This window comes from Serratia sp. S4 (assembly GCF_000347995.1).
Taxonomy (GTDB): domain Bacteria; phylum Pseudomonadota; class Gammaproteobacteria; order Enterobacterales; family Enterobacteriaceae; genus Serratia; species Serratia quinivorans.
Genome location: NZ_KB661120.1, coordinates 1,513,768 through 1,533,768, shown reverse-complemented (window position 1 = coordinate 1,533,768; position 20,001 = coordinate 1,513,768). Strand labels below are relative to the sequence as shown.

Genomic DNA, 20,001 nt, shown 5'->3' with positions numbered 1-20,001 from the left:
CCGTTTTCACCACAGGCGAATAATAACGATGAACTCTCCGTTTCTGGTTACTCCGCAATGGCTTGCGCAGCATATCAACGATGAAAACCTGGTAGTGGTTGATGTCAGGATGTCCCCGGTCGGCCAGGTGCCGAAAAAAGACATGCTCGCCGAATTTGAACGCGGCCATATCCCCGGCGCGGTGTATTTTGACATCGATGACGTCGCGGATAAAAACACCACGTTGCCGCATATGCTGCCGACGGCAGAGGAATTCAGTGCGGCGGTGGGTAAATTGGGCATCAGCGAACAACAGACCATCGTGTTTTATGACGAAGGCAACCAGTTCTCGGCCCCGCGCGGTTGGTGGACCTTCCGCAACTTTGGCGCGCAGCAGGTTTATGTGTTGGACGAAGGCCTGAACGGCTGGACAGCTCTGGGCCAACCGCTGGTTACCGGCGCGGCTCAGCGCACGCCGCAAACCTTCAACGCCCGCTTTAATGCGGACGCGGTAGTCAATCTGCAGCAGGTGGAACAGGCGCTGAACAGCGAAGTGCAAATCCTTGATGCGCGCGCCGCACCGCGTTTTTACGCCGAAGCACCAGAACCGCGCCCCGGTCTGCACCGCGGCCATATTCCCGGCAGTATCAATATTCCTTACGGCGAACTGCTGGAAAACGGCCGTTTCAAATCGCTGGAAGCACTGAAGCAAACCTTCAGCGACAAGGGCGTGAGTCTCGACGGACCCATCATCACCAGCTGCGGCTCCGGCGTCACGGCAGCGGTGCTGGCTTTCGGCCTGCTGTCACTCGGTGCACCGCAGGTGAAACTGTATGACGGTGCCTGGACCGAATGGGGTGCGTTAAGCGGTAAACAGCCGATCGAGCAGGACTAGCTGTTGATCCGATCGGCGACGATCTGCGCCAGACGCTGGATCGCCGCCGAGGGGTTTTCTTCGGCACGGTGCAGCACCACAGCTAACGGGTTTAGCGCCGGCAAAGCGTCGGGTGGCAAAAGGGACAGCCCCGCCGGCAACCCGGCGTCGGTACGCACCGTTACCCCCAATCCGGCGCTGACCGCCGCCCATACGCCATTCAGGCTGCGACTGGTGAAGACGACACGCCAGGCAATACCGGCACGATCCAGCGCCTGAGTCGCGGCGCTGCGCATCAGACAAGGGGCATCAAACATCACCAGCGGCAGAGGTTCATCCCCCTGGCGCCAGGAGGTCAGTTCAAAATGCGGGGAGGCGATCCAGTGCATCTGCCGTTGCCCCAGCGCCTGATAAAACGGCGTGCTAATACCACCGTCCCACGCCAGCGACAGATCCAGTTGTCCTTTCAACACCCACTCGATCAGTTCAGCATTACGGGCAATACGCGCTTCGATACGCACGCGCGGATGCGCTCGGGCAAAACTGCCCAAGACCTGTGGCAAAAAGGTTTCACCGAAGTCCTCCTGTAGCCCTAACCGCACAATGCCCTGTAGATCCAAGCCGCGCACTGCGGTCGCGGCCTCATCATTGAGCTCCAGCAAGCGACGTGCGTAGCCCAACAGCGTTTCGCCGGCTTCGGTCATTACCATGCCGCGCCCGGACTTACGCAGGATGGGGCTGCCAACCTGCTGTTCCAGCTTTTTCAGATGCGCGCTGACCGCCGAGGTGGATCGCCCCAGCCGCTCTGCCGCTTTAGCGAAACTGCCCAGCTCAATGCCTGTCACGTAACTGCGCAGATCGTCAAGATCGAAGGTGACTCGCCCCATACTAACCATCCCGTTTTTAAGAACCATCAGTCAAAATAATGCCGATATTACTCACAAAGATGGCGTGTCATGCTCAGCCGGTCAATCGCTTTCAGGAGAATCACCATGCTTGCCATGCAATACAGTTTCACCCTGCCCGCCGATTACGATATGGCTATTATTCAGGATCGCATCAGCCGTTTCGGCCATCTGCTGGACAATGCCCCACAGTTGCTGATTAAAGCCTATCTCTACGCACAGAAAGGGGAGTACAGCGAGGAAAATCTGTACGCACCATTTTATCTGTGGAACAGCAGCGCCGGCATGAGTGACTTTCTGATCGGTGAAGGTTTTAAAGGCCTCAGCCGGGCCTTTGGCTGGCCACAAGTCAGGCAATGGCTGCCCTGGGTGACGCATTTTGACCGCCTGCGACTCTCTCAAGCTACCTGCGCCACTCGCCAAACATGGCCGATTGCGCCCTATAGCGATCTGAACGTACTGCAACAACGACAGTGGGTGGCTCCCGGTGCTCTGGCCAGCATCGTTGCGTTTGACCCTACCTTATGGCAGTTAGTACGGCTGGATTTATGGCAAGCACTACCGACAGAGATCGCACCAAACGCCCAGTGTTACCGTATTGGCCACCTTTCCACCCCCTTTGACCACACAGCGCCGCGGGTTGACAGCCTGACTTGATATTGATAATCATTATCAACATTGAGTTTTCAATCAGGATCGGCAGGATGCGGATCCTTAAGGCCAACCGCTATGTCACAGCCACCGATCACACCTTACACCACCGCTTGCTGCATCGTTGGCGGCGGCCCCGCCGGGCTGATGCTCGGCTATCTGCTGGCCCGGGCGGGGATAGAGGTCATAGTGCTGGAAAAGCACGCCGATTTCCTGCGCGACTTTCGCGGCGATACCATTCACCCTTCAACGTTGGAAATCATGCATCAGCTTGGCCTGCTGGAGGAGTTGCTGGCACTGCCGCACCAGCGCGCAGAAACGCTGCATGCTGAAATCGCCGGGCGTGATATTACGCTTGCGGACTTCACCCACCTACCGACGCGCTGCAAATTTATCGCCTTTATGCCGCAGTGGGAGTTCCTTAACTTTCTGGCGGAAAAAGCCGCCGCCTTTCCTGCGTTCAGCCTGATCAAATCGGCGAAGATACACCAGTTATTGTACGATCGCGGCCAGGTCTGCGGGGTGCTGGCAGATACGCCGGAGGGTCCAATCCGCGTCCGCTGCCAACTGGTAATCGGCACTGACGGACGTAACTCGGTGGTACGCGAACAGGCGGCACTCAGCAGTCACAGTTTTGGTTCGCCGCGCGATGTGCTGTGGATGAAGATCGCTAAAAAACCCGGCGATCCAGCCTGGTCGATGGGGCATACCGGGCCAAAACAAAACTTCATCATGATCGACCGGGGCGAATACTGGCAGTGTGGCTATTCAGTCGACAAGGGCAGCTTCGAGGCGATCCAACAGGATGGGCTGGAAAAGTTTTTGCTGCATCTCGCCGAGGTCGCCCCCTTCCAGGACCACCGCCTGCAGGAGATCCTCAGTTGGGATCAGGTGAAATTATTAAGCATTCGTATCGATCGACTGGATCAATGGGCCAAACCGGGCGTGCTGTGCATTGGCGACGCCGCACACGCCATGTCGCCGATTGGCGGCGTCGGGGTGAATCTGGCGATTCAGGATGCGGTTGCTACCGCCAACGTGATTATCCCTCCGTTACGCAGCCACAGTTTGCAGCTCAAACACCTGTTACGCGTGCAAAAACGCCGTAATTTCCCCACCAAAGCCACCCAGTTTCTGCAAATAAAAATGAGCCAGCGCAGGCCGAAAAAACGCCGAGGTGGCAGCGGATCCAGTCTGATGACCCGCGTCGGTAACAGCCGCTGGCTGCCACGCTTATTTGGTCGGATTATCGGACTGGGATTCCGGCGGGAATCGCCGAAACATCTTGCTGAGTGAGGGTTTTCTGCAGTCAAAAATACGTAATGGGCGGAATCGATACATTAATCATCTTCCAGCAGGGTAATACCCATTTTATCCGCCAGTTCAAACAAATGTATTAAAACACTTTTATCTGTTACTGATACCGTTTTAGCAGTAATAGATAACTCGTTTCCATTCAAACGGTCGCCAAACAAAACATAGGCATTACCGGGATGTTGTTTTGACGGCCAAATCAGCCCCTGAATATCTTGATGTTGCTCATAAATAGCTTCAGCCCACTTGCGCGTAACCTGATAGTGGGCAGCATCGCAATGCGCCACCTTTTTAGACGCTCTCATCTTGGCCAGGCCAGGTTGATCTAATGCAGCGAGTTGCAACTCAACATTCACTACCAGTTCGGTATGGACCAAACCCGAAAGTCGTCTGACGTTGAACCCAACATATTGTTTTGTGAAATCGACATCGTGCAAAGGGACTTCACACAACGCCACCTTGGTATTATCACCGGCATAAATAGTGGCGATCACGTTACTGTATTGATCAATAATCGGGCTAAATCGTGCATCGCCCCCAAGGTTATTATTAAAAGCATCGCCAGCGTACTTTTCTCGATGAATACGATAGAGCGGCGTCCCTGCCTTAACAATGTGCTTGTTAATATTGACCTTTCCTACCGGTGGCAGTAAGTCATCATCCATGCTGAGCTCCCGCCTTTTCTATAAGAGCGGCATGTAACACCGCAGCAGGATCTTGCTTCATCAGATCTTTGGGTTTTTTACCCTCCAACCAGCTATTGGCCGTGCCCATCCAGCTCGCAATCGACCAGGCGCTGGTGCTGTCGCCAAAAACGGTCAATATGTCTTTGAGGATTTTTAGCGGCTGGTAAGCTTCATCCAATGCATAAGCCGGATAGCGGTCGTGCCCCTCAACGTTGATCGCAAAAATCTTCCCGCGTTGCTTCCAACCGTTTGGGCCTGCGCTACGGTTGCGATTTTTAAAACCTGCCCGGTCAGAGAGTTCGGTTGATGTCAGCCAGTTGGCATCTGCCAGAAGGTACTGGCGAAAGTCCTGTTTCCTTTCTTCATTGCGGGCCTGAAACTCGGGAAAACCGGCAAAGATACTGGCGGCAGGCATAGCGTTATCGACATCCACTCGGGCCGCCGGTATCTTCCCTGTTGCAGACTTGGCGACCCTATCCCAGGCAATCTCCAGCATTTGCATCGCCGCTTTGGGATCTACTGCAGGATCATTGATCATGTCGGTAAGCTTTTTTCTCAGGGCGCTATTGCCGGCGTCATTGTTACGATCCGAATCGGTGGTATGAGCATCGGGATCAATTTCAATCACCAAAAATCGCGCCGAAGGCTTACTTGGCTTAAGCTGTTGCAGCTGATCGGCAGTAAGCATTTGCATAACAGTACGATGTCCCTGACGACGATGGGTTTGCTGTTTGAGTGTCATACTTCCTCCGGCATGCAGATATTGCGTATATTGAGTATATCTCGTATGCATTGGGTTGTCTAAATCTTCACCAGTGGTGGTTCCCTTTCAGGTTGGCCGCCGTTTCTCATTTCTTACCAAGAGGTCCCTATGTTCAGTATCCGCCAGGCTTTGAGCGGTGATTTAGCGCAGGTTCGTGATGTGGGTATTCGCAGCTATCAGGCCCATTTTGGCGAACTTTGGCACCATAAAGAGGAGTTGGACGCTTTTCTGGCGCAAGATTTTGCGGTTGAGGCATTGGAACAGACGCTGCGGGACGCGGACGTGTGCTGGCTACTGGCTTATGAAAATGACAATTTGGTGGGCTACGCACGGCTGAATTTCAACAGCCTGCTGGCGCCGACTCAAACAAGCGGTGCCGAACTGCAGAAAATCTATTTCCTGCCGGAATATGCCGGCCAGGGTTATGGCCAGCACTTTTTTGAGCACGTACAGCAACGGGCGATCGAACGTAAGCAACAAACGCTGTGGCTGGAAGTGTTGCAGCGCAATACCAGCGCCCAGCGTTTTTACCAACGCCAGGGGCTGAGTATTTGCGGTGAAACCTGCTACACCAGCGCCCAGGGTTCCATCGGCATCTGGTATATGTCAAAACCGCTGTAACCGCTAGCCCGGAAACTCCAGCGCGCCGCCATCGCTTTTACTACCCCAGGGAAATTGGCAAACAGGTTATTAAAGCTGCGATTTTCGGCGTAGATCACCACCACATTTTTCACATGACACCGCAGTTTTCTTAAAAAATCCTGCGGCTTTATCGGTTAGCGGACGTCGCGTTGCAGCATCAGAAATATCAGCGCCAGCGTATTGGGCACCATGTACAGCATCGCACCCAGTTGCACCGCCAGCGGGTGTTCCTTTGCCTGCCAGGCCATAAACCAGTCGCCTGCGACTACCATAAAACCGAGGCCCCATACCGCGATCGCACAGAGCGCGCCCAGCATGGCCCAGGCTTTCCCCCTGGCAAAAGCCGCGTAAGAATGGCCCAGATGTTTCAACATCAGCACCACGCCAAAGCCCGCGGCGATGCCGGCCACAGACTCCAGCAAAGTGATCATCGCCAGCCCAACCTGCCCGGCCCATTCAACGCTGATAGCACGCCACATTAATCCAGGAACCTGATAGGTATCCTGCATGGCCAGCAGCGGGGCCACGGCATGTTGGGCAGTTCCGAAAAAATCGGCGGTATTGTTCAGCAGACTGAAGATCCCCCAAAGAGCCGGGAACAGTGACAGGACGATACAACCCAGACGTGACATAGTGATTTCGTTCATAATTATCCCTAATTTATGGTGATGTATAACCCTGGATTCCTTGTATTGCAGCAGTTTAACTCAGGGTAGCTAAACGGCCACTACCGTTCCACCCAACAAAGTGTTCTGAGAATCATTGCCCTTTCACTGCCCAGCCTTATTGAGCCTTATATCGCCACCAGCCCGCGCACGCCGTCTTGCTCCATCGCGCTGCCTGCACCGCGCTGGATGATACTGCCGCGCGACATCACCAGATAGCGGTCCGCCAGCTCGGCGGCAAAATCATAAAACTGTTCCACCAGCAGGATCGCCATATCCCCCTGGGCCGCCAACTGTTTGATCACTGCACCGATCTCTTTGATCACCGAAGGTTGGATCCCCTCCGTCGGCTCATCAAGGATCAACAGCTGCGGTCGGCAGGCCAGCGCACGCCCAATCGCCAACTGCTGTTGTTGGCCACCGGAGAGATCGCCGCCGCGCCGATCTTTCATCTGCAACAGCACCGGGAACAGTTCATAGATATGATCCGGTACCTTGCGCGCCTGGCTGCCTGAAAAACGTGCCAGCCCCATCAGCAGATTTTCTTCCACCGTCAGGCGACCAAAGATCTCACGCCCCTGCGGCACATAGGCCACCCCGGCCTGCACCCGTTGGTGTGGTTTTCTGCCGTTAAGGCTTTCCCCCTGCCAACTGATGCCGCCGCTTTTGGCCGGGATCAACCCCATCAGGCATTTGAGCAACGTGGTTTTCCCCACGCCGTTGCGCCCCAACAGGCAGGTCACTTCGCCGATATGAGCTTCAAACGACAGGCCGCGCAAAATGTGGCTGCCACCGTAATATTGATTCAGTTCATTCACTTGCAACATAGCTGCTCCTAGCGCCCTAAATACACTTCGATCACCTGCTCGTCGGCCTGTACCTGCGCCAATGAGCCTTCCGCCAACACCTGGCCCTGATGCAGCACCGTGACGTGGTCGGCAATGGTTTCGACAAACCCCATGTCGTGCTCCACCACCATCAGCGAATGCTTGCCCGCCAGCGAGCGGAACAGTTCGGCGGTGTACTCGGTTTCCGCGTCGGTCATACCGGCCGCCGGTTCATCGAGCAGCAGCAGGTGCGGTTCCTGCACCAATAGCATGCCAATTTCGAGAAACTGTTTTTGCCCGTGGGACAGCAGCCCGGCGGGACGATAGCGTTCATGGCCCAGCCGCAGGGTTTTCAGCATTTCATCGATACGGTCGCGTTGTTCGCTGCTCAGTTTGGCGCGCAGGCAGGCCCATACCGACTTCTGAGTTTTCTGGGCGATCTCCAGATTTTCGAACACCGTCAGCGCCTCAAACACCGTGGGCTTTTGGAACTTGCGACCGATGCCGACCTGGGCGATCTGCATCGGATCCAGCGCGGTCAGATCGACGGTTTGATCGTAAAACACCCTGCCGCTGTCCGGCCGGGTTTTGCCGGTGATCACATCCATCAGCGTGGTTTTCCCCGCGCCGTTTGGCCCGATCACGCAGCGCAGTTCACCCACACCGATCTGCAACGACAGATCGCTCAGTGCACGAAAACCGTCAAAACTGACGTTGATCTTGTCGAGCAGCAGCACCGGATCGGTTTGCTGGCGATATTTATCGGCCGGTAGCGGCTGGGTGAACAGTTCGTCGGTCATTTGCAGCGAATTCATTGTGATTTCCCTCTGCGCAGCAGGCCGATAACCCCTTTCGGCAGGAACAGCGTAACGACGATAAACATCAGGCCAAGAAAGAACTGCCAGTATTCCGGAATGGCCATGGTGAACCAGCTCTTGGCGCCGTTGACGATACCCGCCCCCAGCAGCGGCCCCACCAGCGTGCCGCGTCCGCCGAGCGCCACCCAGATGGCGGCTTCGATCGAGTTGGTCGGCGACATTTCGCCCGGGTTGATAATGCCCACCTGCGGCACATACAGCGCCCCGGCCAGCCCGCACAGCACCGCCGATAGCGTCCAGACAAACAGTTTGAAGCCTTTCGGATCGTAGCCGCAGAACGTCAGGCGGTTTTCCGCATCGCGCACCGCCGTCAGCACCCGACCGAATTTGCTGCGTGCCAGAGCAAAGCCGATTGCCAGACTGACGGCCAGCAGCAGCACCGTCGTCACGAACAGCGCCACCCGCGTGCCGGTCGCGGTGATCGGAAAGCCCAGCAGGGTGGTGAAACCGGTAAAGCCATTGTTACCACCAAAGCCGGTTTCGTTACGAAAGAACAGCAGCATACCGGCGTAGGTCAACGCCTGAGTCATGATGGAGAAATACACCCCTTTGATCTTTGAGCGGAAGGCGAAGTAACCGAAGACAAAGGCCAGCACGCCGGGCACCAACACGATCAAACACAGCGCCCAGGCGAAGTACTGGGTGCCGCTCCAGAACCACGGCAATTCATTCCACGAAAGAAACGACATAAACGCCGGCAGGCCATCGCCCGCCGCCTGGCGCATCAGGTACATGCCCATGGCGTAGCCGCCGAGGGCGAAAAACAGCCCGTGCCCCAACGACAGCAGCCCGGCGTAACCCCATACCAGATCAAGCGCCACCGCCACTACCGCATAACACAAGATTTTACCCACCAGCGTCAGGGTGTAAGTGGAGATCGCCAGTGGATGGTCTGCCGGCAACAATGCCAGAAACGGCATGATCAGCAGTACCAGCAACGCCAGCCCGCCGATGCCCAGCGCCAGTCGGGGTGCCTTCTGCAGGCCGGTTACAGTCAATGGTTGGCTCATCAGTCAATCACCCTGCCCTTGAAGGCGAACAGTCCCTGAGGACGTTTTTGAATAAACAACACGATCAGCGCCAGGATCAGGATTTTACCCAGCACGGCCCCAATCTGCGGTTCAAGGATTTTGTTAAGAATACCCAGGCCAAAGGCCGCCACCACGGTCCCGGCCAGTTGGCCAACGCCGCCGAGCACCACTACCAGGAACGAGTCGATGATATAACCCTGGCCCAGCTCCGGCCCGACGTTGCCCAGCTGCGACAACGCCACTCCGCCCAGCCCGGCAATGCCGGAACCCAGGCCGAACGCCAGCATATCGACGCGGCCGGTGGGTACGCCGCAGCAGGCGGCCATGGCGCGATTTTGCGTCACGGCACGCACGTTCATACCCAGGCGGGTTTTGTTCAGCAGCAACCAGGTGAGCACCAGTACCAGCACCACAAACAGGATCACCGCGATCCGGTTCCACGGCAGCACCAGATTGGGCAGTAACTGAATGCCGCCCGACAGCCAGGCCGGGTTGGCAACCTCCACGTTTTGCGCGCCGAATAGCCCCCGAACACATTGGATCAGCACCAGGCTGATGCCCCAGGTCGCCAGCAGGGTTTCCAGCGGCCGCCCATACAGATGGCGGATCACCGTCCGCTCCAGCGCCATACCTATGCAGGCGGTGATGCCAAACGCCACCGGCAACGCCACCAGCGGATACAGTGCCAGCCACTGCGGTGCAAACTGCTGAAACAGCCCCTGCACCAGATAGGCCGAGTAGGCACCGAGCATCAGCATTTCGCCGTGCGCCATGTTGATCACCCCCAGCAGGCCGTAGGTGATCGCCAACCCAAGCGCCGCCAATAGCAGGATCGAGCCAAGCGACAGGCCGGTAAACGCCTGGCCAATCAGATCGCCGATCATCAGCCGGTGTTTCACGCTGGTCAGGCTTTTCAACGCCTCGGCTCGCACGGCGGCGTCCGGTTCATGAGCGGCGTCGGTCATCGCCTGCAGCCGCGTCTGGGTTTCCGCTGCCCCCGAACTGCCGAGCAGCCGCACCGCATTGAGACGCACTTTGGCATCGGCGTCGCCCAGTTGCAGATTGGCCAGCGCGATGCGGAGCGCCTCATGCACCCGGTCGTCTTTTTCCTGCGCCAGGCGCTGGGTCAACAGCGGTAACTGGCTGTTTTTCGCCTCCTGCTGCAGGGCCTGCGCCGCCTGTAAACGCAGCGCCGGATCTTCACTGACCAGCTGCTGTGCCGACAACGCGTTGGCAATCAGGATCCGCAGCCGGTTATTCAGCCAAAGCTTCTTCGGCGTACCGACCGGGGCAGCGCTACCCTCCAGTGGCTGATAGCGATCGCCCTGCTGGATAAAGGCATGTTTGGCCTCGTCGATCACCAGGTTTTCCTGCTTTAACGCCTGCAGTAACGGCAAACGCGCAGCGTCCGGCGCGCTCGCCCACGCCTGCAATAATTTGGCCTGCTGCGTACGGTTGGCCGCAGCAAAATCATCGGCCGGCCCCGCCTGCGCGAACATGGGCAGGCAGCACAGCAATAACCACAGATGCCTGAGATGGCTTAAAGATAAAAGTTTCATCAGAATGCCTCCGGGAAACCTCGGCCTTCAGGCCGGGGAGAAAAGAGGACGGTTTTCAGGCTAACGTCATTTTGCATTCCACATATTCTCCTTTAAAGTGTGATACATGAAGCGGGCATATAAATACCGGTTTTACCCAACACCTGAACAGTCTGCGCTTTTAGCTCAGACGTTCGGTTGTGTCCGTTTCGTCTACAATTCAATCCTCCGCTGGCGCACCGATGCGTACAACGAGCGAAAGGAAAAAATTGGTTATCTACAGGCCAACGCTCGTCTTACGGCCCTCAAAAAAGAGCCTGAATACACATGGCTTAACGAGGTTTCCTGCGTTCCCCTGCAGCAGTCTCTACGCCACCAACAATCTGCTTTTGCGAACTTTTTCGCGGGTCGTGCTGCGTACCCGGTATTCAAAAGCAAGCGCCATAAACAGGCCGCAGAACTGACTTCCAGTGCCTTCAAATATCGTGACGGCAATTTGTACATGGCAAAAAGCAAAGTGCCGTTAAACATCCGCTGGAGCCGTGAATTACCCTCTACACCGTCAACCATTACAATTTCCAGAGACGCTGCAGGACGATTCTTTGTGTCCTGCCTTTGCGAGTTTGAACCTGTATCACTGCCGATGACGGCTAAAACAGTCGGCATTGATGTGGGCTTAAAAGATTTGTTCGTCACCGATAGCGGATTCAAGTCCGGCAATCCTCGCCACACGGCTAAATACGCGGCACGCCTGGCGCTACTCCAGCGCCGTTTAAGCAAAAAGGCCAAAGGCTCAAAGAATCGCGCCAAAGCCCGCTTAAAGGTGGCAAAACTCCACGCCAAAATTGCCGATTGCCGTCTGGATAACCTGCACCAGTTATCCCGCAGACTGATTAACGAAAACCAAGTTGTCTGCGTTGAATCTCTTAAAGTGAAAAACATGATCCGCAACCCGAAGCTGTCTAAAGCGATAGCAGACGCTGGCTGGGGCGAACTGGTTCGCCAGCTACAGTACAAGGGGGAATGGGCGGGACGTAGCATTGTCGCTATCGACCCATATTTCCCAAGTTCCAAACGCTGTAATTGTTGCGGCTTCACCATGAAGAAAATGCCTCTTGATGTACGTCAGTGGGTTTGCCCTGAGTGCGGAGAACCTCATGATCGCGACATTAACGCGGCCCGTAATATCAAAGCTGCCGGGCTGGCAGTGTTAGCCCACGGAGAGCCTGTAAATCCTGAATCGCAGTACGCGGCTTAGGTTCGGCTCGTTGAAGTGGGAATCCCCGTCCTTCAGGGCGGGGAGCAGTCAACAGATGTCTCGTCGCAATAGGGCATGGCTCAGTCAGCCCCCGCCGTAACGGGGGCTGGGCATTACTTGCCGCCTTTTACCGGGCTTTCCGACTTTTTGTCGTTGCCGGCAATGTACGGGCTCCACGGCTGGGCGCGTACCGGAGCATCGGTTTGCCACACCACGTTGAACTGGCCGTTGCCTTCAATCTCGCCAATCATCACCGGTTTGTGCAGGTGATGGTTGGTAGCATCCATAGTCAGGGTAAAGCCCGACGGCGCGGCGAAGGTCTGCCCGGCCATCGCCGCACGAACCTTATCAACGTCAGTGGTACCGGCCTTCTCGACCGCCTGCGCCCACATGTGGATGCCGACATAGGTGGCTTCCATCGGGTCATTGGTCACGGCGGTGGCATAGTTCGGCAGGTTGTGCGCCTTGGCATAAGCGCGCCATTCGCTGACGAACTGCTTGTTGGTCGGGTTATCCACCGACTCGAAGTAGTTCCAGGCCGCCAGGTTACCCACCAGCGGTTTGGTGTCGATGCCGCGCAGCTCTTCTTCCCCTACCGAGAAGGCGATCACCGGCACGTCGGTGGCCTTGATGCCCTGATTGGCCAGCTCTTTGTAGAAGGGGACGTTGGAATCACCGTTGATGGTGGAGATCACCGCCGTTTTGCCACCGGCAGAGAATTTCTTGATGTTGGCGACAATGGTCTGGTAGTCGCTGTAACCAAACGGCGTATAGACCTCTTCGATGTCTTTATCCTGAATGCCTTTCGAGTGCAGGAAGGCGCGCAGGATCTTGTTGGTGGTACGCGGATAAACGTAGTCAGTGCCCAGCAGGAAGAAGCGTTTCGCCGATCCACCGTCTTCGCTCAGCAGGTATTCCACCGCCGGGATCGCCTGCTGGTTAGGGGCCGCACCGGTATAGAACACATTGGGCGACATCTCCTCCCCCTCGTATTGCACCGGGTAGAACAGCAAACCGTTCAACTCTTCAAACACCGGCAACACGGATTTACGCGATACCGAAGTCCAGCAGCCAAACACCGCCGCCACCTTGTCCTGGCTCAGCAACTGACGCGCCTTTTCGGCGAACAGCGGCCAGTTAGAGGCCGGATCCACCACCACCGGCTCGAGTTTTTTACCCAATACGCCGCCCTTGGCATTGATGTCATCAATGGTCATCAGTGCCACATCCTTGAGCGGCGTTTCAGAAATAGCCATGGTGCCGGACAGCGAACTCAGGATGCCGACCTTGATGGTATCGGCGGCCTGCACGCTCCAGGCGATCCCCATACCGACCATGCTGGCAGACAGCGCGAAAGCTTTTATAAAGTGACGACGTTGCATAGTTCAAACTCCTGATGTGTGTTGGAAAACAGGTTCAGAAAAACTCACGTAGGACTGTCTGGTAGCTGGAGGCGTGCTTGATGCAACATATGCAGGGTTATTTTTCTGACCTCAGCCTTACTGACGGCAATATGGTTACTGAGCAGCGTTTGCGCCTCCCCGGTTTGCTGTTGCAGGATCGCCCGCAAAATGGCGGCGTGTTCGTTATAGGTCGCCTCCACCCGGCTGCCCTGGGTGAAGTCCAGCCGACGAATGATGCGAATTTTCTCGGTCAGGTCGCGATGAATGCGTGCCATTTCGCCGTTGCCCGCCGCCGCCACCAGCGCCATATGGAACTGTTCGTCGTGCAGCGAAACGGTTTTGCCGTCTTCCAACCGTGGCTCGTCGATCCAGAAACTGCCGAGCGCCTCCAGTGGCAACGGCATTTCATCCATTGGCCGTGCGCACAGCCGTTTAACCGCCTCACACTCCAGCACGATGCGCAGGTCATACAGCTCCTCGAAGTAGGCAAAATCGAACGGTCGCACCTGCCAACCGCTGCGGAAATGCACTTCGACATACCCCTCGCGCTCCAGCCAAAACAAAGCCTGACGTACCGGCGTGCGGCTGACGTCCATGCGCAGCGCCACTTCGTTTTCGCTAAAGCGATCGCCCGGCAGCAGCTGAAAATCAAAAATATCGTCCTTGAGCTGCAGGTAGATGCGCTCCGCCAGCCCCTCCGGCCGCGCCTTGTTGCGGTTATTGGTGATTTGCATCGCATTCCTCTCTGCGGGTGCAGCCTGCCGCGCCCCGACGATTAAACAGGGTTAACTGGCGTGCTCTAGCCACAGCAGGGCGTCGCCCGGCCCGACCGGCCGCCCCTGCTGACAACTGATGCGTTTGATGATCCCGGCGCGCGGCGCGGTGACCGCCAGCTCCATTTTCATTGCCTCCACCACGATCAACGGCTGGCCGGCTTCGACCTGCTGCCCTGGCGTCACCAGGATCTTCCACACGCTGCCGTTCAGGTCGGCGCTGACCAGATAACCATCAACCTCTTCTTCATCATCCTGTGGCGGCAGCAACTGGGCCTCGGCTTCGCCCTCCTCTTCCTGCCAGCGCGTCACTTCATGGCTGAACGCCTGCTGTTGGCGCTGCTGGAAGGCACTGATATCTTCGGCGTTGTCCGCCAGGAAACGGCTGTATTCGGCAAAATCAAACTCGCTGTTCTCAATACGGACCTGCGCGCGCCCTTCGCGGAACGCCTCGCGCTGCTCATCCAGCTCCTGTTCGCTGACCGGATAGAAACGCACCTGATCAAAGAAGTGCAGCAGCCAGGGCTCACCGGCGCTGAACTGCGGATTCTTGAGGAATTTGTTCCAGATCGGCAGCGTGCGGCCGACCAACTGGTAGCCCCCCGGTGAGTCCATGCCATAGATGCACATGTACATGCCGCCGATGCCGACCGTGCCTTCGGCGGTATGGGTGCGGGCCGGGTTATATTTGGAACTGAGTAGCCGGTGACGCGGGTCAATCGGTACCGCGCAGGGTGCGCCGAGGTAAACATCGCCCAGCCCGAGGATCAGGTAACTGGCATCAAAAATGATGTCGCGCACCTGCTCACGCGTGCTGAGCCCGTTGATACGTTGAATAAAATCGACGTTGTTTGGTAGCCAGGGCGCGGACGAACGCACCGTCTGTTGATAGCGTTCCACCGCCCCCAGAGTGGCAGAATCTTCAAACGCCATTGGCAGGTAAACCGTGCGCGTCGGCACCTTCAGTTGGCTGACATCGCCCAATGCCTGTTCGCGTGCCAGCAAGCGCGCCAATAAATCGGCCTGGCCCAGAACGCGGCTGTCATAGCGGATCTGCAGCGATCGCACGCCGGGTGCCAGCTCCTCGACGCCGGGGATCGCGTCCTGCTTGAGCGACTGCATCAGCAGATGAATGCGTAGTCGCAGCGCCAGACTGAGCACGTTGTCGCCATATTCCAGCAAAATGTAGCCGTCACCGGCCTGGCGATAGACCACTGCCGGGCGGCTGTCGGTCGCCGGCAGTGCCGCCAGGATAGCGGCAGAAACCGTGGCACCCGGCGTCAGATCCGGTGCCGGCAAGGTGATGGCCTTCACCGCCGCCAGCGCTTCGATACTGCCAAGCTGCGCCTGTTCCAGCGATTGCGCCTGTTTGAAACCAATCGGATGGAAGCGAATGCGATCGCCTGGTTTCACCTGGCCGACCTTCCACAGCTCGGCCCTGGCGATGGTCACCGGGCAGACGAAACCACCGAGGCTCGGGCCGTCACGGGTGAGGATCACCGGGAAGTCGCCGGTGAAGTTAATGGCACCGATGGCGTATTCGCAGTCATGTACGTTGGACGGATGCAGCCCTGCCTCGCCGCCGTCCTGCCGCGCCCACTCCGGTTTTGGCCCGGACAGGCGCACCCCCAACCGATTGGAGTTGTAATGCACCTGCCATTCGGTGGCAAAGAAACTGTCGATCGACTCCGGGGTAAAGAAGTCCGGTGCGCCATGCGGCCCATACAGCACGCCGATGTTCCACAGATTGCCGTACTCTGGGATCAGGCTTTCATCCATCGCCTGCGGCGCGGCAATCGGTGCCGGCGTGGTGGTCGCGGCCAATGCTGGTTGCGACACCGCCAGCATATCCGCTACCCGCAGGGTCCGTCCGGCGTGACCGCCAAACTGCCCCAGGGCAAAGGTCGAACGGCTGCCCAGATACACCGGCACGTCAAAACCATTGCGCACCGCCAGATAGGTGCGGCATCCGTGCCGGGCGCGGCCCATCGTCAGTACCTGCCCGGCCCGAACCGCCACCGGCTGCCAGTAATTTAGCGCTTCGCCATCCAAATCTGCCGGGCAGTCCGCACCGGTCAGCGCAATAGTGGCGTCGCAATGGAAACGCAAGGTTGGCCCCTGCAGGGTAAACTCCAGTCCGGCGGCGCTGGGATGATTGCCGACAATGCGGTTGGCCAGCCGGAAAGCAAAGTCGTCCATCGGCCCGGACGGCGGCACGCCAATATCCCAATAGCCGACGCGGCCGGGATAATCCTGCACGCTGCTGTAAGTGCCCGGTTGCAGCACTTCGATACTGCTGGGCTGGAAGCGGAAACTGTCCAGCATGCGGGTCCACACGCTACCGGTCTGGAACTCTGCGGTGGCAATCACCTGCCGCAGGTAATCCAGATTCGTCGCGATGCCGTGCAGCCGGGTGGCATCCAGCGCCAGGCGCATTTTCTCCAGCGCCTGTCGGCGATCCTCGCCGTGAACAATCAACTTGGCGATCATCGGGTCGTAAAATGCCGACACTTCACTGCCGGTGGCGACCCAACCGTCCACCCGTACCCCATCAGGGAAATGCACCTCGGTCAATACGCCCGGGCTGGGCTGGAAGTTCTTCAGCGGATCTTCAGCATAAATACGCACCTCAATCGATGCCCCCTGCGGTGGGCGTTGCAGCGCCGCCCAGTCCAGCGCATCCCCCGCCGCCACCTGCAGCATGCATTCGATCAGATCCAGCCCGGTCACACTTTCAGTCACCGGATGCTCCACCTGCAGACGGGTGTTCACTTCGAGGAAATAAAATTCGTCACGCGCGCCGTCGTAGATAAACTCCACGGTACCGGCGCTGCGATAATTAACCGACGCCCCCAGTGCCACCGCCGCCTGATGCAGCGCCTGACGGGTGGCCGTCGGCAGGTTCGGTGCCGGGGTCTCTTCCACCACTTTCTGGTTGCGGCGCTGCAATGAGCAATCGCGTTCGCCGAGGGCCACCACCCAGCCCTGGCCATCACCAAAGATCTGCACTTCGACATGACGGGCCTGATCGACAAAGCGCTCGATAAAGGCCCCAGAATCGCGGAAGAACTGCTCACCCAGCCGTTTCACGCTGTCGTAGGCTTCACGCAGGGCGGCTTCGTCATCGCAGCGCGTCAGGCCGATACCGCCACCCCCGGCGGTGCTTTTCAGCATCACCGGATAGCCAATCTGTCTGGCGGCGTTGACCGCCTGCTCAACGCTGTCCAGCAGGCCGGTGCCCGGCGTCATCGGCACCTGCGCCAGCGCCGCCAGCTCACGCGCCCGGTGTTTCAGGCCGAACTCGCGAATTTGTGCCGCCGTCGGGCCGATAAAAGCGATGCCCGCCGCTTCGCAGGCGTCGGCAAACTCAGCGCTCTCGGAAAGGAACCCGTAGCCGGGGTAGATCGCCTGCGCGCCGGTTTCTGCCGCCGCCGCCAGGATCTTGTCGATACTCAGGTAGCTGTCGCTGGGTTTTTCACCGCCCAGCGACACCGCCAAATCGGCTGCGGTGACGTGCGGTGCATTGCGGTCGGCGTCAGAATAAACCGCCACGCTGGTCACTCCCAGGCGTTTCAGGGTGCGGATGGCGCGGCAGGCAATTTCGCCACGGTTGGCAATCAGTACGGTAGAAAACATGATCAAGCCCCCTTCAGGCTGGCGACATAATTGCGCCAGCCGCCAAATTCAGTGATATCCGTGGCACCCTGCAGCGCCCAGGGTTCGCAGATAAAGCCTTTCACCCGGCGACCATCCGCCAGTAACAGCGTGCCGATACCCAGCGGCGCCGGGATCTCCGCCACCAATTCGCCAAAACGCGCCAGCGGGATCTCCCACAGTTCCACGCGGATCGCGGCCCCCTGCTCGGTTTTGGCCAGCCCTGGTTTTGGCGGCTGGGTATTGGCCAGCGCGTACAGCCGGTAGCACGGCGCGGTGGTGGTTTGCTCCAGCAAAATCGCGGCACGCTGAGTGAGCTGGAAATTCAGCGGCATCCCGCTGAGGTGAGCGCCGACTACCGCTACCTGCACGTGCTGAGCCGACGGCGTCAGAGAATTCAGCGGCGGTAGCGCGCGGCCGGTCGCGCCCAACGGCAGAGCCTGAGCCTGTTGCCAGCGCAGACCGAAGGCCGCCAGCGCCCGATCGTGCCAGGCCGGAGCAACCAGCGTGATACCGGCAGGCAGGCCGTCGTCGCGCATCGGCGCAGGCAGTGCCAGCGCGCTCAGATCGGCCAGGTTGGTGAAATTGGTGTAGGTGCCAAACTGCGAGTTGAACAACACCGGCTCCTGCTCCATTTCCGCCAGTGTGCGAATGGTCGGTGAGGTCGGCACCACCAGTGCGTCGAAGGGAGCCAGCCGTTGTTCAATCTGCCGCGCCAGCTCGGCACGCAGATATTCCGCTTTGTAGGCGTCACAGGCGCTGTACTTCAGGCCGTTATTGACGATGCCGCGCACCACCGGATTAATTGCCTGTGGGTTGGTACTCAATATCTTCTCGACCGCCACGGTGCGTTCCGCCACCCAGGGGCCGTAATAGAGCTGATCCGCCAGAACGCGGAACGGGGTAAAATCGAGGGTTTCCAGCGTTACGCCGCAGCCTTGCAACTGCTCCAGCGCCCGTTGAAATGCCTGCTCGGCCTGGGTATCGCCGAAAAATTCGAGCTGCGCCGGTACTGCAAAGCGGGGGGCCGCGGGAAGACTCGCCGGGGCGGTATGGGGATTGATGCGGGAATAGGCATCGGCAGCGTCATAGCCGCCGGCCAGTTCGGCCACCAGCGCAGCGTCTGCCACCGTCAGGGCGAATACCGACACCGTGTCATTGAGCCGACAGGCGGGTACCACGCCACGGTTCGACAGCCAGCCCTTGGTCGGTTTCAGGCCGACAATATTGTTGAATCCGGCCGGGACGCGCCCTGAACCGGCGGTATCGGTTCCCAATGAGAACGGCGTCAGACCACGCGCCACCACCGAGGCCGAGCCGGAGCTGGAGCCGCCGCTGACATAGCGACTGTCGAAACTGTTCACCACTGCGCCGTGCGGCGAACGGGTGCCGACCAGGCCAGTAGCGAACTGATCGAGATTGGTTTTACCGATCACCAGCGCACCGGCGGCGCGCAGATTGGCGACGACGGCTGCATCTGCCGTCGCCTGATAGGCAAACTCCGGGCAGGCGGCGGTAGTCGGCCAGCCGCCGACATCGATATTGTCTTTAACCGCAAAAGGCACACCAAACAGCGGCAGGCGGCTGATGTCCCCGGCGACGGCTTCAAGCCGTTGGGCCAGTTGTTGGTACTGCCCCTCCAGTTGTTGAGCGCTGGCAAGGTACAGCCAGGCATTGTCATCCGCTGGCAAATTGGCCAGCAAGGCAACCAGCGTGGCACGCACGCAGGCCATGCGCTCGCCGGCCGGGTGGGTATGATAATGATGCTGCCATTCGCTGAGGGTGAAACCGCGTAGGCTAACGGACTGAGTCATTGGCAAAATTCCATCTGGTACACAAGATGGGATTCATAGAGCAACCGGCGTGCCAATTTTTAATCGGCTGATTTCAATAAAATATAAGAAAAACTTATAGTAAAACGGCAAAAACCTGCACCAGCCGTGGGCAAATGGCGAACAAAAAAGGTGCACTAAATAGCATTATGGCGATATGCCAAAATGGATCTCATTAATTAACCCTAAATTCCATGCGTATAATGGAATACCCATTTACGATTAATCAGAAATCATTAGCCTGTGGATATAATAAATTATTTAGTTACTAAACAATGTGATTGTCTGATTATTCACACAAAAACACAAAAGAATAATGAATTAAATT

At 57.8% G+C, this 20,001-nt stretch carries 17 protein-coding genes; 5 read left to right on the top strand and 12 right to left on the bottom strand.

The genetic code is table 11. The features are described from left to right. Nucleotides 1-28 precede the first annotated feature (28 nt). Complete coding sequence (gene sseA / locus SERS4_RS0107950) at nucleotides 29-874, top strand: 3-mercaptopyruvate sulfurtransferase (protein ID WP_017892075.1); 846 nt, start codon at nucleotides 29-31, stop codon at nucleotides 872-874. On the opposite strand, the gene SERS4_RS0107945 is transcribed toward sseA, so the two are convergent. Beyond that, a complete protein-coding gene (locus SERS4_RS0107945) occupies nucleotides 871-1,740 on the bottom strand; it encodes a LysR substrate-binding domain-containing protein (RefSeq protein ID WP_017892074.1) in 870 nt (289 codons plus the stop codon). The genes sseA and SERS4_RS0107945 overlap by 4 nt on opposite strands. A gap of 105 nt (nucleotides 1,741-1,845) precedes the next feature. Between SERS4_RS0107945 and SERS4_RS0107940 the strand changes: the two genes are divergently transcribed. Both SERS4_RS0107940 and SERS4_RS0107935 read left to right on the top strand, forming a co-directional pair. After that, the gene (locus tag SERS4_RS0107940) at nucleotides 1,846-2,415 is read left to right on the top strand and encodes a DUF4865 family protein (protein ID WP_017892073.1); all 570 of its coding nucleotides are present in this window, start codon (nucleotides 1,846-1,848) and stop codon (nucleotides 2,413-2,415) included. Between the two features lie 72 nt (nucleotides 2,416-2,487). Then, nucleotides 2,488-3,705 carry an FAD-dependent oxidoreductase gene (locus tag SERS4_RS0107935; protein WP_017892072.1) on the top strand — a complete coding sequence of 406 codons (1,218 nt, stop codon included), beginning with the start codon at nucleotides 2,488-2,490 and terminating at the stop codon, nucleotides 3,703-3,705. A gap of 44 nt (nucleotides 3,706-3,749) precedes the next feature. Here the strand turns inward: SERS4_RS0107935 and SERS4_RS0107930 are convergent, their stop codons facing one another. Together SERS4_RS0107930 and SERS4_RS27320 are read right to left on the bottom strand one after the other, a co-directional pair. Next, a complete protein-coding gene (locus SERS4_RS0107930; RefSeq protein WP_017892071.1) occupies nucleotides 3,750-4,388 on the bottom strand; it encodes an RES family NAD+ phosphorylase in 639 nt (212 codons plus the stop codon). Then, nucleotides 4,381-5,151, bottom strand: coding sequence for an MbcA/ParS/Xre antitoxin family protein (locus SERS4_RS27320; RefSeq protein WP_253275384.1), 771 nt, complete (start codon nucleotides 5,149-5,151; stop codon nucleotides 4,381-4,383). The genes SERS4_RS0107930 and SERS4_RS27320 overlap by 8 nt, the downstream gene beginning before the upstream one ends. A gap of 129 nt (nucleotides 5,152-5,280) precedes the next feature. On the opposite strand from SERS4_RS27320, the gene SERS4_RS0107920 reads away from it, so the two are divergent. After that, nucleotides 5,281-5,793, top strand: coding sequence for a GNAT family N-acetyltransferase (locus tag SERS4_RS0107920; protein WP_017892069.1), 513 nt, complete (start codon nucleotides 5,281-5,283; stop codon nucleotides 5,791-5,793). Between the two features lie 155 nt (nucleotides 5,794-5,948). Here SERS4_RS0107920 and SERS4_RS0107915 read toward each other — a convergent pair whose 3' ends face one another. From SERS4_RS0107915 to urtB, 5 genes are all read right to left on the bottom strand, one after another. Beyond that, complete coding sequence (locus SERS4_RS0107915; protein ID WP_017892068.1) at nucleotides 5,949-6,461, bottom strand: DUF2165 family protein; 513 nt, start codon at nucleotides 6,459-6,461, stop codon at nucleotides 5,949-5,951. Between the two features lie 146 nt (nucleotides 6,462-6,607). Beyond that, on the bottom strand, nucleotides 6,608-7,306 hold the full coding sequence (urtE, locus tag SERS4_RS0107910; RefSeq protein WP_017892067.1) for an urea ABC transporter ATP-binding subunit UrtE: 699 nt from the start codon (nucleotides 7,304-7,306) through the stop codon (nucleotides 6,608-6,610). An 8-nt stretch (nucleotides 7,307-7,314) separates the two neighbouring features. Continuing rightward, complete coding sequence (gene urtD, locus SERS4_RS0107905; protein WP_017892066.1) at nucleotides 7,315-8,121, bottom strand: urea ABC transporter ATP-binding protein UrtD; 807 nt, start codon at nucleotides 8,119-8,121, stop codon at nucleotides 7,315-7,317. Beyond that, nucleotides 8,118-9,194, bottom strand: coding sequence for an urea ABC transporter permease subunit UrtC (gene urtC / locus SERS4_RS0107900; protein ID WP_017892065.1), 1,077 nt, complete (start codon nucleotides 9,192-9,194; stop codon nucleotides 8,118-8,120). Before urtC ends, urtD begins: the two co-directional genes overlap by 4 nt. Then, nucleotides 9,194-10,714, bottom strand: coding sequence for an urea ABC transporter permease subunit UrtB (gene urtB / locus SERS4_RS0107895; protein WP_017892064.1), 1,521 nt, complete (start codon nucleotides 10,712-10,714; stop codon nucleotides 9,194-9,196). The genes urtC and urtB overlap by 1 nt, the downstream gene beginning before the upstream one ends. A gap of 166 nt (nucleotides 10,715-10,880) precedes the next feature. Between urtB and SERS4_RS0107890 the strand changes: the two genes are divergently transcribed. Continuing rightward, nucleotides 10,881-12,011: an RNA-guided endonuclease TnpB family protein gene (locus tag SERS4_RS0107890; RefSeq protein WP_017892063.1), complete on the top strand. Its 1,131-nt coding sequence runs from the start codon at nucleotides 10,881-10,883 to the stop codon at nucleotides 12,009-12,011. Nucleotides 12,012-12,124: 113 nt separating this feature from the next. Here SERS4_RS0107890 and urtA read toward each other — a convergent pair whose 3' ends face one another. Genes urtA through atzF form a run of 4 tightly spaced genes read right to left on the bottom strand, consistent with a single transcriptional unit; the run spans nucleotide 12,125 to nucleotide 19,655 of the window. Then, nucleotides 12,125-13,393 carry an urea ABC transporter substrate-binding protein gene (urtA, locus tag SERS4_RS0107885; RefSeq protein WP_017892062.1) on the bottom strand — a complete coding sequence of 423 codons (1,269 nt, stop codon included), beginning with the start codon at nucleotides 13,391-13,393 and terminating at the stop codon, nucleotides 12,125-12,127. A 44-nt stretch (nucleotides 13,394-13,437) separates the two neighbouring features. Further along, entirely contained in the window at nucleotides 13,438-14,148 is a 711-nt protein-coding gene (locus SERS4_RS0107880; protein ID WP_017892061.1) for a GntR family transcriptional regulator, read from the bottom strand. A gap of 51 nt (nucleotides 14,149-14,199) precedes the next feature. Beyond that, a complete protein-coding gene (gene uca / locus SERS4_RS0107875; RefSeq protein ID WP_017892060.1) occupies nucleotides 14,200-17,823 on the bottom strand; it encodes an urea carboxylase in 3,624 nt (1,207 codons plus the stop codon). Nucleotides 17,824-17,825: 2 nt separating this feature from the next. Continuing rightward, nucleotides 17,826-19,655 carry an allophanate hydrolase gene (atzF, locus tag SERS4_RS0107870; RefSeq protein ID WP_017892059.1) on the bottom strand — a complete coding sequence of 610 codons (1,830 nt, stop codon included), beginning with the start codon at nucleotides 19,653-19,655 and terminating at the stop codon, nucleotides 17,826-17,828. Nucleotides 19,656-20,001: the final 346 nt, after the last annotated feature.

Excerpts from the sequence above, each read along its gene's own strand:
- SERS4_RS0107945 (WP_017892074.1), bottom strand. The coding sequence starts at position 1,740 with ATGGGGCGAGTCACCTTCGATCTTGACGATCTGCGCAGTTACGTGACA.
- sseA (WP_017892075.1), top strand. The coding sequence starts at position 29 with ATGAACTCTCCGTTTCTGGTTACTCCGCAATGGCTTGCGCAGCATATC.
- SERS4_RS0107935 (WP_017892072.1), top strand. The coding sequence starts at position 2,488 with ATGTCACAGCCACCGATCACACCTTACACCACCGCTTGCTGCATCGTT.
- uca (WP_017892060.1), bottom strand. The coding sequence starts at position 17,823 with ATGTTTTCTACCGTACTGATTGCCAACCGTGGCGAAATTGCCTGCCGC.
- SERS4_RS0107940 (WP_017892073.1), top strand. The coding sequence starts at position 1,846 with ATGCTTGCCATGCAATACAGTTTCACCCTGCCCGCCGATTACGATATG.
- urtC (WP_017892065.1), bottom strand. The coding sequence starts at position 9,194 with ATGAGCCAACCATTGACTGTAACCGGCCTGCAGAAGGCACCCCGACTG.
- SERS4_RS0107890 (WP_017892063.1), top strand. The coding sequence starts at position 10,881 with ATGAAGCGGGCATATAAATACCGGTTTTACCCAACACCTGAACAGTCT.
- SERS4_RS0107930 (WP_017892071.1), bottom strand. The coding sequence starts at position 4,388 with ATGGATGATGACTTACTGCCACCGGTAGGAAAGGTCAATATTAACAAG.
- urtE (WP_017892067.1), bottom strand. The coding sequence starts at position 7,306 with ATGTTGCAAGTGAATGAACTGAATCAATATTACGGTGGCAGCCACATT.
- SERS4_RS27320 (WP_253275384.1), bottom strand. The coding sequence starts at position 5,151 with ATGACACTCAAACAGCAAACCCATCGTCGTCAGGGACATCGTACTGTT.
- SERS4_RS0107920 (WP_017892069.1), top strand. The coding sequence starts at position 5,281 with ATGTTCAGTATCCGCCAGGCTTTGAGCGGTGATTTAGCGCAGGTTCGT.
- SERS4_RS0107915 (WP_017892068.1), bottom strand. The coding sequence starts at position 6,461 with ATGAACGAAATCACTATGTCACGTCTGGGTTGTATCGTCCTGTCACTG.
- urtD (WP_017892066.1), bottom strand. The coding sequence starts at position 8,121 with ATGAATTCGCTGCAAATGACCGACGAACTGTTCACCCAGCCGCTACCG.
- urtB (WP_017892064.1), bottom strand. The coding sequence starts at position 10,714 with ATGTTCGCGCAGGCGGGGCCGGCCGATGATTTTGCTGCGGCCAACCGT.
- SERS4_RS0107880 (WP_017892061.1), bottom strand. The coding sequence starts at position 14,148 with ATGCAAATCACCAATAACCGCAACAAGGCGCGGCCGGAGGGGCTGGCG.
- urtA (WP_017892062.1), bottom strand. The coding sequence starts at position 13,393 with ATGCAACGTCGTCACTTTATAAAAGCTTTCGCGCTGTCTGCCAGCATG.
- atzF (WP_017892059.1), bottom strand. The coding sequence starts at position 19,655 with ATGACTCAGTCCGTTAGCCTACGCGGTTTCACCCTCAGCGAATGGCAG.